Origin of the sequence: Rhizobium leguminosarum, assembly GCF_019798305.1 — a bacterium.
Lineage (GTDB): Bacteria > Pseudomonadota > Alphaproteobacteria > Rhizobiales > Rhizobiaceae > Rhizobium > Rhizobium leguminosarum_U.
Map to the genome: position 1 here is coordinate 15,247 of NZ_JAAXDD010000024.1, position 15,204 is coordinate 30,450.

General features: G+C 60.1%; 14 protein-coding genes. 8 read left to right on the top strand and 6 right to left on the bottom strand.

Going from position 1 to position 15,204, the window contains the following annotated elements; translation table 11 throughout:
- The first annotated feature begins 11 nt into the window (after window positions 1-11).
- The 4 genes from HFO99_RS30680 to HFO99_RS30695 are packed head-to-tail and all read left to right on the top strand — an operon-like array spanning window position 12 to window position 4,092.
- Entirely contained in the window at window positions 12-1,340 is a 1,329-nt protein-coding gene (locus HFO99_RS30680) for an ABC transporter substrate-binding protein (RefSeq protein WP_222365468.1), read from the top strand.
- Window positions 1,340-2,278, top strand: coding sequence for a carbohydrate ABC transporter permease (locus HFO99_RS30685; protein ID WP_222365469.1), 939 nt, complete (start codon window positions 1,340-1,342; stop codon window positions 2,276-2,278). Before HFO99_RS30680 ends, HFO99_RS30685 begins: the two co-directional genes overlap by 1 nt.
- Window positions 2,278-3,093 (top strand): carbohydrate ABC transporter permease, encoded by an 816-nt coding sequence (locus tag HFO99_RS30690; protein WP_003550140.1) that lies wholly within the window; start codon window positions 2,278-2,280, stop codon window positions 3,091-3,093. Before HFO99_RS30685 ends, HFO99_RS30690 begins: the two co-directional genes overlap by 1 nt.
- A gap of 18 nt (window positions 3,094-3,111) precedes the next feature.
- A complete protein-coding gene (locus HFO99_RS30695) occupies window positions 3,112-4,092 on the top strand; it encodes a sugar kinase (protein ID WP_222365471.1) in 981 nt (326 codons plus the stop codon).
- A 26-nt stretch (window positions 4,093-4,118) separates the two neighbouring features.
- Here the strand turns inward: HFO99_RS30695 and HFO99_RS30700 are convergent, their stop codons facing one another.
- The 3 genes from HFO99_RS30700 to HFO99_RS30710 form a co-directional block, all read right to left on the bottom strand.
- The gene (locus HFO99_RS30700) at window positions 4,119-4,964 is read right to left on the bottom strand and encodes a carbohydrate ABC transporter permease (protein ID WP_064248692.1); all 846 of its coding nucleotides are present in this window, start codon (window positions 4,962-4,964) and stop codon (window positions 4,119-4,121) included.
- Between the two features lie 5 nt (window positions 4,965-4,969).
- Window positions 4,970-5,908: a carbohydrate ABC transporter permease gene (locus HFO99_RS30705; protein ID WP_222365473.1), complete on the bottom strand. Its 939-nt coding sequence runs from the start codon at window positions 5,906-5,908 to the stop codon at window positions 4,970-4,972.
- Window positions 5,909-5,996: 88 nt separating this feature from the next.
- Window positions 5,997-7,244, bottom strand: a complete 1,248-nt coding sequence (locus tag HFO99_RS30710; RefSeq protein ID WP_064248690.1) for an ABC transporter substrate-binding protein — start codon at window positions 7,242-7,244, stop codon at window positions 5,997-5,999.
- A 571-nt stretch (window positions 7,245-7,815) separates the two neighbouring features.
- Here HFO99_RS30710 and HFO99_RS30715 point away from each other — a divergent pair.
- A complete protein-coding gene (locus HFO99_RS30715) occupies window positions 7,816-8,850 on the top strand; it encodes a LacI family DNA-binding transcriptional regulator (protein WP_222365475.1) in 1,035 nt (344 codons plus the stop codon).
- Between the two features lie 20 nt (window positions 8,851-8,870).
- On the opposite strand, the gene HFO99_RS30720 is transcribed toward HFO99_RS30715, so the two are convergent.
- Both HFO99_RS30720 and HFO99_RS30725 read right to left on the bottom strand, forming a co-directional pair.
- The gene (locus HFO99_RS30720; RefSeq protein ID WP_222274706.1) at window positions 8,871-9,806 is read right to left on the bottom strand and encodes an alpha/beta hydrolase; all 936 of its coding nucleotides are present in this window, start codon (window positions 9,804-9,806) and stop codon (window positions 8,871-8,873) included.
- Window positions 9,803-10,951: a Gfo/Idh/MocA family protein gene (locus tag HFO99_RS30725; protein ID WP_222274704.1), complete on the bottom strand. Its 1,149-nt coding sequence runs from the start codon at window positions 10,949-10,951 to the stop codon at window positions 9,803-9,805. Before HFO99_RS30725 ends, HFO99_RS30720 begins: the two co-directional genes overlap by 4 nt.
- A gap of 273 nt (window positions 10,952-11,224) precedes the next feature.
- Here HFO99_RS30725 and HFO99_RS30730 point away from each other — a divergent pair, with 273 nt between their 5' ends.
- A complete protein-coding gene (locus HFO99_RS30730; protein ID WP_222274702.1) occupies window positions 11,225-12,043 on the top strand; it encodes a sugar phosphate isomerase/epimerase family protein in 819 nt (272 codons plus the stop codon).
- 92 nt (window positions 12,044-12,135) lie between these two features.
- Here HFO99_RS30730 and HFO99_RS30735 read toward each other — a convergent pair whose 3' ends face one another.
- The gene (locus tag HFO99_RS30735) at window positions 12,136-12,897 is read right to left on the bottom strand and encodes a DeoR/GlpR family DNA-binding transcription regulator (RefSeq protein WP_221939794.1); all 762 of its coding nucleotides are present in this window, start codon (window positions 12,895-12,897) and stop codon (window positions 12,136-12,138) included.
- Between the two features lie 258 nt (window positions 12,898-13,155).
- Between HFO99_RS30735 and HFO99_RS30740 the strand changes: the two genes are divergently transcribed.
- On the top strand, window positions 13,156-13,956 hold the full coding sequence (locus HFO99_RS30740; protein WP_163872586.1) for a class I fructose-bisphosphate aldolase: 801 nt from the start codon (window positions 13,156-13,158) through the stop codon (window positions 13,954-13,956).
- Window positions 13,957-13,959: 3 nt separating this feature from the next.
- Entirely contained in the window at window positions 13,960-14,901 is a 942-nt protein-coding gene (locus tag HFO99_RS30745; protein WP_222365477.1) for a PfkB family carbohydrate kinase, read from the top strand.
- Window positions 14,902-15,204: the final 303 nt, after the last annotated feature.

Below are 15,204 nucleotides of genomic sequence, written 5' to 3' on the forward strand. Positions count from 1 at the left end.
GGAGGAATTACATGTCATCGTTTTTGAATCCGACGAGGCGCGGCTTTCTGGCGGGTACGGCCGCTTTTGGGGCCAGCAGCATGCTCGGCGTGCGGTTGGCGTCGGCTGCCGTCGATTGGAAGCGCTTTGCCGGCACGACGCTCGAAGTCAACCTGGTCAAGAGCCCGCGCAGCGAAATACTTCTGAAGTACCTGTCCGAATTCGAGGAGCTCACCGGCATCAAGGTCAATGCTGAAGCGACGCCCGAACAACAGCAGCGTCAGAAGACGACCATCGAGCTGAGCTCCGGCAAGCCGAGCTTCGACGTCGTGCACATGAGCTATCATGTCCAGAAGCGGCAGTTCGAAAAGGGCGGCTGGCTTGCCGATATCGGCGGTTTTCTCAAGGACCCCTCTCTGACCGACCCGTCTCTGGTTGAAACCGACTTCGCCGAAGCCGGCCTGACTTTTGCCAAAGACCCGGACGGTGTTCTGCGTTCGCTTCCATTCTCGGTCGACTATTGGATCATTTATTGGAACAAGGCGCTGTTCGAGAAGAAGGGGCTTACCTACCCGACGACGTTCGAAGAACTCGCCAGTGCTGCGGAGGCGCTTACCGATCCTTCGAGCAACACCTACGGCTTCGTCGCCCGCGGCCTGAAGAATGCCAATACGCCGGTCTGGACGACGCTGCTGCTCGGATATGGTTCGAGCCCGCTCGGCCCTGATGGCAAGCTGCGCACGACTTCGCAAGAAGCGATCGATGCGGCCAAGCTTTATCAAAGACTGATGACCAAGACAGCCCCTCCCGGGGTCTCCGGCTTCAACTGGGCCGAGGCGCAGTCGGCCTTCCTGCAGGGCAAGATCGGCATGTGGCTGGACGGCGTTGGTTTTGCGCCGCCGATCGAGAATCCGGAAAAGTCGCGCGTCGTCGGCCAGGTCGGTTACGGCATCATGCCGAAAGGTCCGAAGGCACAGGCCGCGGGCACATTCGGCGACGGGCTTGGCGTCGTCGCGGCAAGCCAGAAAAAAGAGGCCGGGTACCTCTTCTGCCAATGGGCGATTTCGCAAGAAATGGGCGCACGTCTGCTGCAGGCCGGCGCCGGCGTTCCTTTCCGCCAGTCCATCCTCGAGGACGCGAAGGTCCGCGAAGGCGTCAAAATGCCGGGCGCATGGCTTGATGCCGTCGTCGGTTCCGGCAAGATCTCGCAGCTCGCGCTGCCGGTCATCATTCCGGTCACCGAGTTCCGCGACGTCTATGGCGTCGGTCTCACCAACATGATCGGCGGCGCCGATCCCGAAACCGAACTGAAGGCGGCGACGGCACAGTTCGAACCCGTCCTGGCAAAAAGCGAGGGATAATGGCCTCGACAAGCATCGAAACGGCTGCCGTGGCCAAGACGTCGAAAGGAAGGAGCAAACCGGATCGGTTTGCTCCCAACTACTGGCCCTTCGTCATCCCGGCGCTCATCGTCATAGCTGCCGTCATCGTCTTTCCGTGGGTGTTTACGGTATGGATGAGCGTCAACAGCTGGACGCTCGGCCAGTCCCAGGTCTTTGCGGGGCTGGACAATTACGTGCGCCTCGCCGCCGACATGCGCTTTTGGGAGTCGCTGTGGCATACGGTGCTCTATACGACGCTCTCCGTGGTGGTTCCCCTATTTCTGGGGACGCTCGCCGCGCTGATCTTCGATGCTCAATTTCCGTTGCGCGGTCTTATACGCGGCATATTCGTGATGCCGATGATGGCCACACCCGTCGCCATCGCGCTCGTCTGGACGATGATGTTCCATCCCCAGCTCGGCGTCCTCAACTATCTCCTCTCCTTCGTCGGCATCGGCCCGCAGGAGTGGATATATAGTCAGAGCAGCGTCATCCCGTCGCTGGTGCTGGTCGAGACCTGGCAGTGGACGCCGCTTATCATGCTGATCGTGCTCGGCGGTCTGGCGGCGGTTCCGCGCGAGCCCTATGAAAGTGCTGAAATCGACGGAGCCAATGTCTGGCAGAAATTCCGCTATCTGACGCTGCCGATGATCGCGCCGTTCCTGATGATTGCCGTGATCATCCGCAGCATCGATGCGGTGAAAAGTTTCGACATCATCTATGCCATGACCCAAGGCGGTCCCGGCACGGCGTCGGAGACGATCAACATCTATCTCTACAACACCGCTTTCGCCTACTACGATATCGGCTATGGCTCGGCCATGGCGGTCGTTTTCTTCATCCTCATCGTCCTGCTCTCCTTCGTCCTTATGATGCTCCGGCAGCGCGTGAACTGGTCCGACGGGGAGGCACGCTGATGAAGCGCAAGACGCTCGATCGCATCGGACTGCTGTTTGTTGCTCTGGTGATGATCTCGCCGGTCGTCCTGTTCTTCCTCTGGATGATCTCGCTGTCGCTGAAGTATGAGATCGACAACGGCGCCTATCCGCCGATCTTCATCCCGGAGCGCTTGGCCTGGTCGAACTATCTGAAGGTCTTCGAAGAGAACAACTTCTTCCTCTATCTCTGGAATTCGGTGCTGGTGACGGGTGCGGCCACACTTCTGGCGCTGCTGATCGGCGTGCCGGCCGGATATGGCATCGCACGGCTGAAGGCGGAGAAGTCCGCGATGGTCATCATGATAGCGCGCATGACGCCCGGCCTTTCCTTCCTGATCCCGCTCTTCCTGCTGTTCCAGTGGCTGAACCTGCTCGGCACACTCATGCCGCAGATCATCATCCATCTCGTCGTCACTGTGCCGATTGTCGTGTGGATCATGATCGGTTATTTCGAGACGACGCCGATGGAGCTGGAGGAGGCTGCAAGCATCGACGGCGCAACACCCTGGCAGGTTTTCCGCCTGGTCGCCTTGCCGATCGCAAGGCCGGGCATCGTGGTCGCCTTCATCCTGTCGGTCATCTTCTCGTGGAACAACTTCGTCTTCGGCATCGTGCTTGCCAGCCGCGAGACGCGCACGCTGCCCGTTGCGGTCTACAACATGCTCTCCTTCGAGCAGGTCAGTTGGGGTCCGTTGGCGGCGGCGGCGTTGATTGTCACCTTGCCTGTGCTGATATTGACGGTGTTTGCGCAACGGCAGATCGTGGCGGGCCTGACGGCCGGAGCCGTCAAGTGAGCGGGTGAGACAACGGTTTTGACGACTTCTTCTGCCTTCGAGCAGCCTCCCGGTCGGGCGCGCCGCGTTTTGTGTGTCGGCGCGGCGGTTATGGACACCCTGTTTCGCGTGCGCTCGTTACCCACCGGCCAGGGCAAAATTCTGCCCTACGATATGCTGCAGATCGCCGAGGGCATGGCATCGAGTGCCGCCTTTGCGGTCACCCGACTGGGCGGCCATGCCAGCCTCTGGGGTGCGGTCGGCAATGACGCCACCGGCGAACGCATCATTGCCGACCTCAGCAATAGCGGCATAGACACGAGCGGCGTGGTGCGCATCGAAGCCGCCCGCTCGGCCGTCTCGACCATCCTTGTCGATGATCAGGGCGAGCGCTTGATCGTGCCTTTCTACGATGCGGGCTTGCACGAAACGGTCAAGCCGGTCACGCAACAGGATGTTTCTGCTTTCGATGCGGTGCTGGTCGACGTCCGGTGGCCAAAGCTTGCATTGCGGACGCTATTGGCCGCCCGAGAGGCGTGCAAGCCGGCCATTCTCGACGGCGACGTCGCAGGCGATGGCGTGATCGAGATGCTGGCACCGGCGGCCAGCCACATCGTGTTCTCGCAGCCGGCCGCCGAGCGGCTTGCCGGAGCAGCGGAACTGGTGAAGGTCGTCTGTCTTCTGAAGCGAAAGTTCGAGCATGCCTTCATCAGCGTCACGGCTGGCGAAAGCGGCTCTTTCTGGTTCGATGACCGAACCGGCGAAATCGTCCATCTTGCTGCTCCGAAGGTGAGGGCCGTCGATACGCTCGCAGCCGGCGATATTTTCCATGGCGCTTTTGCGCTGGCCACTGCGGAAGGCTTGCCGATCGAAGAGACGATGCGCTGGTCGTCCATGGCGGCGGCGCTCAAATGCCAAGTGTTCGGCGGTCGTACCGGCGCGCCCAGCAGAGCCGAGGTCGGCGATGCCCTGCGGGATTGGGATGTTGGCGTTAGCCGCAGCGCTCTGCTCTCGCTATGAGTTTCGAAACGGCGATCAGCGCTCCATCAGCTTTTGACTGAGCCGGCGGTCATGCCTGCCAGGAAGTAGCGTTGAGCAACCAGGTAAAGGACCAGGAGGGGTAGCGAACCGAGCACGCTCATCGCCATCATCTCGTTCCATTCGAAGGCGTGCTGGCCCATCAGAAGCTGGATACCGATCGGAACGGTTCTGAGATTCATCGATTTCGTCAGCGTCAGCGCGAAGAGGAATTCGTTCCAGGCCAGCAGAAACGTGTAAACCGCCGTGGCGACGATCCCGGGGATGGAGACGGGAACGATGACGCGCCAGAGCGCCGTCCAGCTCGAGCCTCCGTCGACAAGGACGGCCTCGTCCAGCTCTTTCGGCAAGGTGTTGAGATAGCCTGTCATCAGCAGGACGGCGTAAGGCAGCGTGAAGACCATGTAGGTCAGGATCAGTGCCAGATAGGTATCGAAGATCCTGAAGGCGACCACCATTCCGAAATAGGGGATGAGAAGGGTAATCGGCGGAACGGTCTGGGTGCTGATGATGAAGATGTTCAAGGTGTTCTTGAACCGGAACTGATAGCGGCTGAAGCCGTAGGCGGTCACGATCGCGACCAAGAGGGTCAGAATGGTGACGACGCCGGCGACAAAGTAGCTGTTGATGAAGAACCGCACTTTCACCGGATCGTTGAAAATCGTCAGATAGGCGGCCACCGTAAAATCATCCGGCAACAGCCGCGGCGGAAGGGCGAAGATTTCCGTATTCGATTTCAGTGAACTGAAAAACATCCACACGATCGGAAAGGCCGAAAAGACGAGGCCGATCGCCAGGCCGAGATAGGTCAGGATGGTCGGCAATACCGAGCTTTTGAAGGAACGCTTTGCCATGGCGGTTACCTGCGCTGCTGGTGTTTGATGTAGAAATAAGTGACGCTCATCGAGATGATGAGGATGATCATCGCGCTCGCCGAAGCCAGCGAGAATTCATACTGCGAGAAGGCGAGCTTGTAGGTGAAGGTGGAGAGCACTTCCGTCGAGTAGATCGGGCCGCCGCCCGTCGTCATCCAGACCAGCGGAAAAACCTGCATCGTCCAGATGAAATCGAGAAGCGCGATGCTGATGATGATGGGCATCAGCTGCGGAATGGTGATGTACCAGAACTTTTGGAGTCCGTTGGCGCCGTCGATACCGGCTGCCTCGTAAAGCTCCTTCGAAATGCCCTGGAGGCCGGCGAGCAGGCTGACCATGTAGAGCGGATAACCCGCCCAGATGTTTGCGAAGGTCAAAGCGTGAATGGCGGTGCGCGTCGAGGAGAACCACTCGACCTTGAAATTGACGATATGGAGCGCCATCAGCACGCTGTTGACCACACCGTTCGGGTCGAGCAGCAGGCGCCAGATGATGGCGATGATGACGGCAGTGAACAGCCAGGGCAGGATGAAGAGTACACGCAGGATGCTGCGAATGAGCGGATCGACGCGGTTGGTGTTCAACAGCAGCGCAAAGGCCAGGCCGATGATGAAGTGGAAGACGACGCTCATGATCGTGAAATAAAGCGTCTGTACGACCGACTGCCAGAAGACAGGGTTCTCGAAGATGGTCACATAGTTCTGGACGCCTGCGAAGGCAGCGCCCTTTTTCATGATGGCGCCGTCCATCAGAGAATATTTGAAGACCATCACCATGGGGAACAGCATCAACAGCACAAGCAGCAGGGTTGCCGGCGATACGTAGAAATACGGCACCAGCTTCCTCAAGGTGCTGTAACGAAGCCATCCCTTTCTTCGCGCTTTGGCTTGCGCAGCGACCAGAGCCGTAGCCGAATGATTCATGAGCTGTGACTTTCCATTCTGCCGAAATTTGACGACTTGCACCGGCAGCGCGTGGTTGCGCTGCCGGTGATCCGTGAAAGCGACGTGCTTAGAACTTTGCCAGCCACGCCTTCTCAGTATTGGCAGCTGCCTCCTTGGCTGACTGCCCGCCGTCGAACATCTTCTGAACTTCGACGTTCATGTCGCGCATCAGCTCTTCGGCAACCGGAAGGCCGACGAATTCGTTCGCAGGATAACCGCTCTGGAATATTTTGAAGGCTTCTGCGAAGATCGGGTCCGAGGCCACGAAGTCCGGCTTGGCATGGACGTTGCCGGGGAAGGCGTTGGCAATCGAGACCAGACGGCCGTTGACATCAGGGCTCATCAGGTATTCAACGAGTTTCCAGGCTTCTTCCTTGTGCTGGCTGCCTTCGCTGATGCCGATGCCCCAGGACGCATAGGGCATGCCGCGCTTGCCGGTGTAGCCGTCAGTGGCCGGCAGGGCGGAGATGCCGAAATTGAGCTTCGGATTGCGTTCGCGGATAAGGTTCACGTGGGCGAGGGAGTCGACCATCATACCGACGCGGCCGTTGACAAATTCCTCGACCTTGTCCTGTTCCTTCTTGGCAAAAATGCCGGGAGAAATAACGCCTTCCTTGTTGAGAGAGGCGATATAGTCGAGCGTGCCGACGACGGCGTCATTTTCGAGGTCAGGCTTGCCGTCCTTCAGCATCGAGGCGCCGGAGGCCCAGACCCAGGACATGACGTCGTTCTGGATTCCGCTCGGAGACTGCAGCGATAGCGGCAGGACCCAGCCGTACTGGTTCTTCGAGGCGTCGGTCATTTTCTTCGCGGCTTCGGCGAATTCCGTGCGCGTGGTCGGCAGCTTGTCGACGCCGGCGGCCTTGGAGATATCCAGGTTGACGAAAACCGGGTAGACGAAGGATGCCAGCGGGAACATCACGCTCTTGCCATCGACCTTGACGATATCGGTGATCTGGCTCTTGTCGTATTTCGCCTTCTCCATCAGTTCGTCCATCGAGGCGATCGCGCCCTGCTTGGAGAGCCCGTTTACCCAGGCACCATCGAGGCCCACCACGTCGCTCAGCGTTCCGGAGGCTGCGCCGACTACGATCTGGTCACGCGTTGTGGCATAGGGGCCGCTGACCAGCGTCACCTTGATGCCGGGGTTTTTGGCTTCGAAATCGTTCATGATGCCGCGCAGAGCGCCCGACGGCATTTCGGGTTCCCACCATTGAATGAACTCGATGGTGGTGTCGGCAAACGCCGATGTGGCGCAGAGCGCCCATACCGCTACGGCAGCCCGCATCGTCACGCCGAATTTTCTGATATTCATCTGTGCCTCCCTAAGATCAGTTATTCGATCCTCCTCAAGATCGTAGGCAAAGTAGGTTCCCTGAAGCCCCTATCTGTCAATGAAGAACTGCGATCGGGAAAAGACGGGGGGCCGGCATCGACAGTGCGCGTTGAGTTAAATCATTGATAGAAAATGATAAAAGTGATTGACATCATCAGTATTTTTCTGCAGCATTTGTGTTGCTTGTGACGCATTTTTTCTTTACTTTCGTAAACAAATGAAAGTTTACCCAATAAAATGAAAAGCGTGGATCGCGGCGTCTTCACTGCAAATTTTCGTATTTGGGGTGCTGAAACAAACACCTTTGGCAACCACGCGCCGCTGCCGGCGCAAGTCGCAGTGAAGGGAATATTTCGATTTTCGAAAGGGAATGGAGGGTCGCACCAAGAATGACAGATCACGCCGGCTTACGCGGTGATTTTCGACGATTCAGGATACGAAGATCACCCTGTACAAATCGTCGAATGCGTGATTTGGCGCGTCAGAGGATCGGCCGTTGGGTGAAAATCATTCCCGATCAGTTGTCGTCGTCCCGCCAGTAAGGAATTGAATGGCCAAGAAAAATTATAAATCGATGGACGACTTCGCGAGCGCCTCCGGCGTATCGCGTCCGACGTTGTCGAAATATTTCGATGACCCCTCGCAGATCAAGGAGGTGACCCGCAAGCGTATCGAGGCGGCTCTCAAGAAATCGCATTTCGAGCCGAACCTTTTCGCGCGGCATCTCAATCGCAAGCGGACCAGGAATATCGGGATTCTGGTCCCGACCATGTCGGATCCCTTTTATGTGCAGGTCGTGTCGCTGATCGAGCTGGAGTTGCGCGAAAAGGGATTCTGGCCCGTTCAGATATCTTCGCACACACGGCCGGAGCTGGAGGCGGAGGCCGTGCGGACCTTGCTCTCGCTGAAGGTCGCGGGTGCGATCGTGGCGCCGCTCGGAGCCGGTTCGCGCCGTTCCGCGCTGGAAAGGCTGAGGGATGCCATACCCGTCGTCTGCTTCGACAATCCTGCCGACGCCGACCTTCCTTATGTCGGCAACGACAACGCGCAAAGCATGGCAGCCATTGTGCAATATCTCTGCCGGTCCGGTGAGCCGCCGATTTTCCTGGAAATTCCGCATATGACCGAAAATGCCGGCGAGCGGCAGGCGGGCTACCGCGCGACCATGGCGAGGGAAGGGCATTCCCCGCTCGTTATCGATTGCGACGCGCCGCCTTCCTGGGAATTCGAGCGTCTCGGATACGAGCAGATGCAGAGAATTCTTGCAAAGGGCGGTCTTCCGGGCAAAACGCTGCTATGCGCCAACGACCGCTTTGCTTTCGGCGCGATGGCAGCCGCATTCGCGTCGGGACTGAAAATCGGCCGGAACGACGCTTGCGACGTGCGCATCGCCGGGCACGACGACCACCCGCTAAGCCGATATACCTGTCCGTCGTTGACGACGATGGCCCAGAACGCGCCGGAGATCGCCGCGAAATCCGTGGAGCTTTTGCTCGCGCATATCGAGAGCGAGGATGATGGAACGACCCCTGTGACGAACAAGGTAATCCTCGAGGCAACGCTTGTTATGCGCGAGTCGGCTTGAGGCCGGCACGGGTTTCCGCGTCAACGCGCAAGCGCTGGGTCCATGACGCGCCATGCAGCTGCGATGGCTTCGAGGGCCTCTTGCCCCTCCGGAATGGCCCGTCTCTTCGACACGAAGCCATGGATCTGTCCGGGCCAGATCCGGATCGTTGCCTTCGCCTCGGCGCTGAGCCGCTCGGTATAAGCGGCCCCTTCGTCGAACAACACGTCGTATCCGGCAAGGATCACCAGAGCCGGCGCCACGCCCGCCAGCGACGCTACGCTCAGCGGCGAGGCTCGCCAGTCCGACCGGCTCGCGGCGTCCGGCAGGTAGTGGTCTCGGAACCATTTCATCGCGGCTGCCGTCAGGCCGAAACCCTCTTCATAACGTGAGTAGCTGTCGGTCGTCTGCAACTGGTCGGTCACCGGATAGATCAGCACCTGTCCGATGACGGGCGGCACCTGCCCGTCCCGCGCCAGCAGGGCGACGACGGCGGCCAGATTGCCGCCGGCGCTATCGCCAGCGACGATAATCCGCAGGGGATCGATGCCGAGCGCATCAGCCTGCTCCGTCATCCAGACGAGTGCGGCGGCGCAGTCGTCAATGGCAGCGGGAAAGGGATGTTCCGGGGCCAGGCGATAGTCGGGTGAAACCACGACGGCGCCTGCCATATTGGCAAGCGTCCGGCAGATATCCTCATGGGTTTCCGGCGCGCCGATCACAAAGCCGCCGCCATGGAGATAAAGCAAGGCCGGTGCGCCCTGGCGCGGCGCAGCGCGGCCGCGCCATATCTTCAACCTGATTGCGCCCATGTGCCTTTCCAGGATCTCGGCCACGTCTTCGAGCGGCCGCTGAATGTCTGCGAAACTATCCAGATATTGCTCCCGCGCCAGCGCTGGCGTGCAGCTTTCGACCGGCGTTTCCGGATCGCCCGGCCATGCAAGCGCAAGTCTGGCGGATTCATCCAGTTGTGTCATTTGAGCAAACTCCTCGCTTCGTCTTCCCGCAATTCCCTCGGCTGCGCTACGGTACCCGAAATGGTCTGCGCGATACCGGTTTCGCCGGCACGCAGGATCGCTTCCATGACTTCGAGCACGTGCAGTGCCAGATCGCCCGAAGCGCGGGGCTTACGGCCTTCGATGATTGCGCGTGCGAGATCGGCAAGACCAAGCATGCGATAGTTGGCACGATCCGGCGCTGCGATCGGCCAATTGACGGCACCGAAGAGTTCGCCCGATGTGTCCGTTTCCTGCCAGGGCGCGCCGCGGCCGGAGAACGCGACGGAGCCGCCGAAATTGTCGGGGTCGGGCAGGCGCAGCGAGCCTTCGGTCCCGTGGAGCTCGATGGGGTGATTGGAGTGGCGGAAGACGTCCCAGGAGGTGCCGAAGGTGACCGTGGCACCGCACTCGAATTCCAGCAACGACAGCACGCTGGTCGGCGTGCCGACCTTGAACGTGGTGCCCTGCTTCGGTCCCTCCGCCGTGATGAGCCGCTCTTCCTGCCCGCTTGTGGCGACGGCCTGCACACGGCGGATCGGCCCCATCAGATTGACCATCATCGTCAGATAATAAGGCCCCATATCCATGACCGGGCCGGCGCCGGCCTGGTAGTAAAAGCTGGGATCCGGATGCCAGTGCTCCATGCCGCGCCCCATCATGAAGGCTGTCCCGGTCACCGGCTTGCCGATGGCGCCGGCTTCCATCTGCCGCCGGGCATGGCGTCCGGCCGCCCCCAGAAACGTGTCTGGCGCCGAGCCGAGCATGAGGCCCTTTACGACGGCGGCATCCACCAACCGGCGTCCTTCGGCGGCCGTGACACCGAGCGGCTTCTCCGTAAATACATGCTTGCCCGCCGCCAGCGCTCGCATCGAAACGTCAAAATGCGCGGCCGGGATCGTCAGGTTGAGGATGAGGTCGATGTTCCTGTCGTCGATGAGGCTGTCGACGTCAGCCGCGCGCAGATCGAACTCGGCCGCGCGACGCTTGGCGGCGTCTGCATTGAGATCTGCACAGGCGATGATTTCGACGTCGCGGAACAGCGGCGCGTTGCGCATATAGGCGAGCGAAATATTGCCGCATCCCACCACGCCGATCCTGAGTTTCATACCATTGGTCTGTGCCATCTAAGAACCTGATTTTGCCGTTGCGGGTGCGAAGGGTTGAGGGGTGCGTTACATTTTAATCGCAAGGTATAAAATATATTGACGCACGGTAACATTTGACCGTACGTAATGGCAAGACGCTGGCGTCGCAATCCTCGCTGAAGAGCCCGCTGTTTCGGTCTTCGGCCGCCTCTCCAGGCGGAAGGGGCTTTCGGCAAGGCCGGCGAAGCTTCCGAGGATTGCGTGCGCGCTGTCGGCTTCGGCTGTCGTCAACGGATGGGTCAGGACCAAGATATGAAAAATGCTGAGCTGCAGATCGGCTGCCAGACATTCACCTGGGAGATGCTGGGTACCGGTTGGGGCGGCGGTCCGGACGATCTGGTGCGCGCCGTCGCCGACGGTGGATATGCCGGCATCGAAATCACCGACACGATGATCGGTCACTACGCGCTCAAGCCTGCCGACTTCGCCCGCACCCTGACGGATGCCGGTTTGGCGCTGGTTTCTTTTGCCTTCGGCTCCGCCAGCGGCTTCACGGTGGCGGAAAAGATTGCCTCCGATCTCGACACGGCGCGTCGGTGGGTCGATTTCGCGGCGAACTTTCCCGGTGCGATGGTCTCGATGGGGTCGGCGACGGTCGTCTCGGATGGTCCGCGCGACGAGAAGTTCGCCATCGCGGCCGAGTGCTACAATCGTGCGACCGAGATTGGCCAGTCGGCTGGCGTCACTGTAGCTGTCCATCCTTCCTCGCACCACAATACACTGCTCTTCACCCGGAACGACTATGATCGCCTGTTTGCTCTCTTGGATCCAAGTGTGGGTTGGGTGCCGGATACCGGCCATATCCTGCGTGGCGGCCAGCAGATCGGCGATACGCTGGCGGCCCACCGGGACCGGATCCGCTATGTGCATCTGAAGGATGTCGACGCCGGTGGGCTCTGGGCGATGCTCGGCGAAGGTGTCTGCGACGTGCCTGCCGTGATTTTGGCCGTTCAGGACGCGCCGAAGTTTATCGGCTGGATCATCGTGGAAGAAGAATCGGACCATGCCGGAACCGATCCTGCAGCCGCCGTTCGCACGAACCGCGAGACGCTTCGACGTCTGGGGTTCTAGCTCATCTTGTTTTCCCCCGCGTCGGCCGAAGCCACTGGCCGGCGCCCAAGCTCCTCCCGGATTTCTTCTAAAGTGGAGAGGTGGACTGCAGGTCACGCGTAGCGAACCTCCACGCCCAGCTTGTCGAGCCTGTGGCGAATGCTGTGCGGCATGTTGCTGTCGGTGATGATCAGGTCGACACGCGACAGCGAGAAGGCTTTGGAGGAAGCGCCGATGTCAAATTTACTCGAATCCGCCACGAGGACAACACGCCGGGCCATGCGAACCAGGTTGCGCTTAGTCCGCGCCACGTCCTCGGAAACGTCGACGACGTCGAAGGCCTGATCGATCGCGTGGGCGCCGACGAAGGCCTGGTGGGCGACGAGACCGCCGACCGCCTTGTCGGAGTCCTGTACGATCGTGCTCACGGTACTGGGAAACACGCGGCCGCCGATCATGTGCACGTCGAGCCCTGGCCGGTACATCAGATGCTGCGCGATGTTCATCGCCGTTGTCGCAACCACGACGTTGCTGACCGGTGGCATCTGCATGGCCACCTGCAGCAGCGTCGAACCGCTGTCGAAGACGATCGACTGGTTATCGATGATCTGTCGCGCAGCCATCTGGGCGATGCGTCGCTTCGCATCGAAATTGCGCTGCATGCGTTCCTCGAAGGCCGCTGCCGGCGAGTCGGACGGCAGGGCGATTGCCCCGCCATGTGTTTTGATCAGCTGCTTCTTGGCGTCCATGATTTCAAGGTCGGAGCGGATCGTCACTTCCGAGACGTCGAAGAATTCCGCGAGCTGGCGGGTGCGTGCCTGGCCGACCCGTTGAAGTTCCAGCATGATCTGCTGCCGCCTCTGTTCTGCAAGCATATGTGATCCCGACTGCCGTTATTTGCAACAATGCGACTTGTGAAAAACGAAAGTTCGCCGTCTCATTCCACGACTCGTGCTGCAGAAATAGCCGTTCGAGGACAAAAATGCACGTCAAGAATTCATCATTCGTGTAAAAACGAAAGAAATCGAAATATTGAATGTTTGTTTGTTTTCGAGTTAGGGTTTTTCCAGCATCGGTGCCGGCAATCGCAAGCCTGCAATCACAAAGCCGGCAATCACAAGGGAAGTATCGCCATGGGTCTCGGAACCAAAATCCGCCTCGCACGCCTGTTCTCGAACCCATCGGGGAATTTGTTCGGAGGCGCTGTCGATCATTTTGTCGGTTACGGCAATGTGCGTGAGGGCGGGCTTGCCGATCTGCCGGGTGCGCTGAGACGCGTCATGGCGGGAGGCCCCGACTACATCAGCATTCAGCCTGGCGCGGCGCGCCACCTCTGGTCGGAATATGCCGGAAAGGCAGCCTTGGTCATTCAGGGTGGTTGCTTCACCGCTGACGACCGCATTCGTCAGCTCATTGCGACCCCGGAAGACGCGGTGCGTTATGGTGCGGACGCTCTGGCTGTCGCCATCCCCGTGCGCGGCGCTACCGAAGGAGAGTATATCCGCTGGCTCACCGATACGGTCAACGCCGCCGCCCGCTTCGAAATGCCGGTCGTCGCCCATGTCTATCCCCGCGATTTCTCCGACGGCGGCAAGATCGTGTTCACCCCGGACGAGATTGCCTATGCGGTACGCATCGGCTTCGAGGCCGGCGTCGACGTGATCAAGGTCGGCTACACCGGCGACTTCGAGTCCTTCCGCGAGACCGTTGCGACCTGCCCGATCCCGGTCGTGATCGCGGGCGGCCCGAAGACCGATACGCTGCTCGGCGCGCTCGTCCAGACGTCGGAAGCATTGCGCGCTGGAGCCAAAGGCGCGGTCGTCGGTCGCAACCTCTGGGGCCACGGCGATACGACCATGGCCGCGCGCGCCTTCAAGTTCGTCATTCATAAGGGGATGACGCCGGAGGATGCGCTGGCGGCGGCCGGTGCTTGAGACGTGTCGCGCCCTTTCCAGGTTCTGGGCTTCGGCGCCCTGGCAATCGATGACATCATCTATGTCGATCGGGAGCTGACGGCCGGCAAAGGGAAGGTGACGAAACGCGCCACGGACCATGGCGGCAACGTGGCGACGGCCCTTGTTGCCGTCGCCCGGCTCGGCGGTCAGGCCGGCTTCATCGGCTGGCTCGGCGATGAGTCGACGGCCGACGTGGCGGGCAGCGAGCTCGAGCGGGACGGCGTCGACATATCGCTGGCTCCCCGCCACGCTGATGCCGCGGCGATCCGCTCCGTGATAACGGTCGGTCCCGACGGCGACCGGTTCATCGCTTATGATGACGATGTGCTGCACGGCACGTCGGATGCGCTGCCCGACGATGTTTTGATGCAGGCCCCGGTACTGCTGATCGATGGCTACGCCACGCACTCCGAAAGTGTCGTGGCGCGCGCACGCGCTTTGGGCCTTGCCGTGATAGCCGATATCGAATGGACGGTCGGTGCCGCGACCGACCGGATCCTGGCTTTCGCCGATCATCTGGTGCTGCCGCTTGCCTTTGCGCAGGAATACACCGGCGAGGATGATCCAGCGATGATCCTGGACAAGCTCTGGTCCGGGGATCGGTCTGCTGTTGTCCTCACCGATGGCGAACGAGGGACCTATCTCCGCCAGAAAGGCGATGCCATCCGATGGCATGTGCCGGCCTATCAGGTTCAGGCGGTCGACACGACCGGCGCCGGTGACTGTTTTCACGGTGCCTACGCCCTTGCCCTCGCCAGGGGTAAGAGCCCGCTTGATTGCACTGCCTATGCCACGGCGGCGGCCGCCATTTCCGTGACCGCTCGGGGAGGGCGCAGAGGCCTGCCGGATCACCAGAAGTGCATGGCATGGATGGCGGCGGAGAATGCGCCTGCGCCGCTCCCGATGCCAGGATGTCAAGAATGAGCGCGAGCGGCGATGAGTGCCGGCTCCGGTCGACCGCCCCAACAGAGCCTCACAGGTGACGTGTCATTGAATCGCATCGAGCGATCTTCCAACAGCCGCGCTTCGATCAAAAAATTACGCGCGATAAAAAATATAGTTCCGCAATTGATTTTTGATTTATTGAAAAAGACATTTATCTTTCAAATGGATATGAGAAATTGCTGGTGATCTGTGGCGAATTCGCCTCGATTCTTCTGTTGACTTTGAAGCTCAGTCCTGAGCCTTCTTGTCGAAAGGATCGGAGACGGCGGGGAGCGCCGTTGG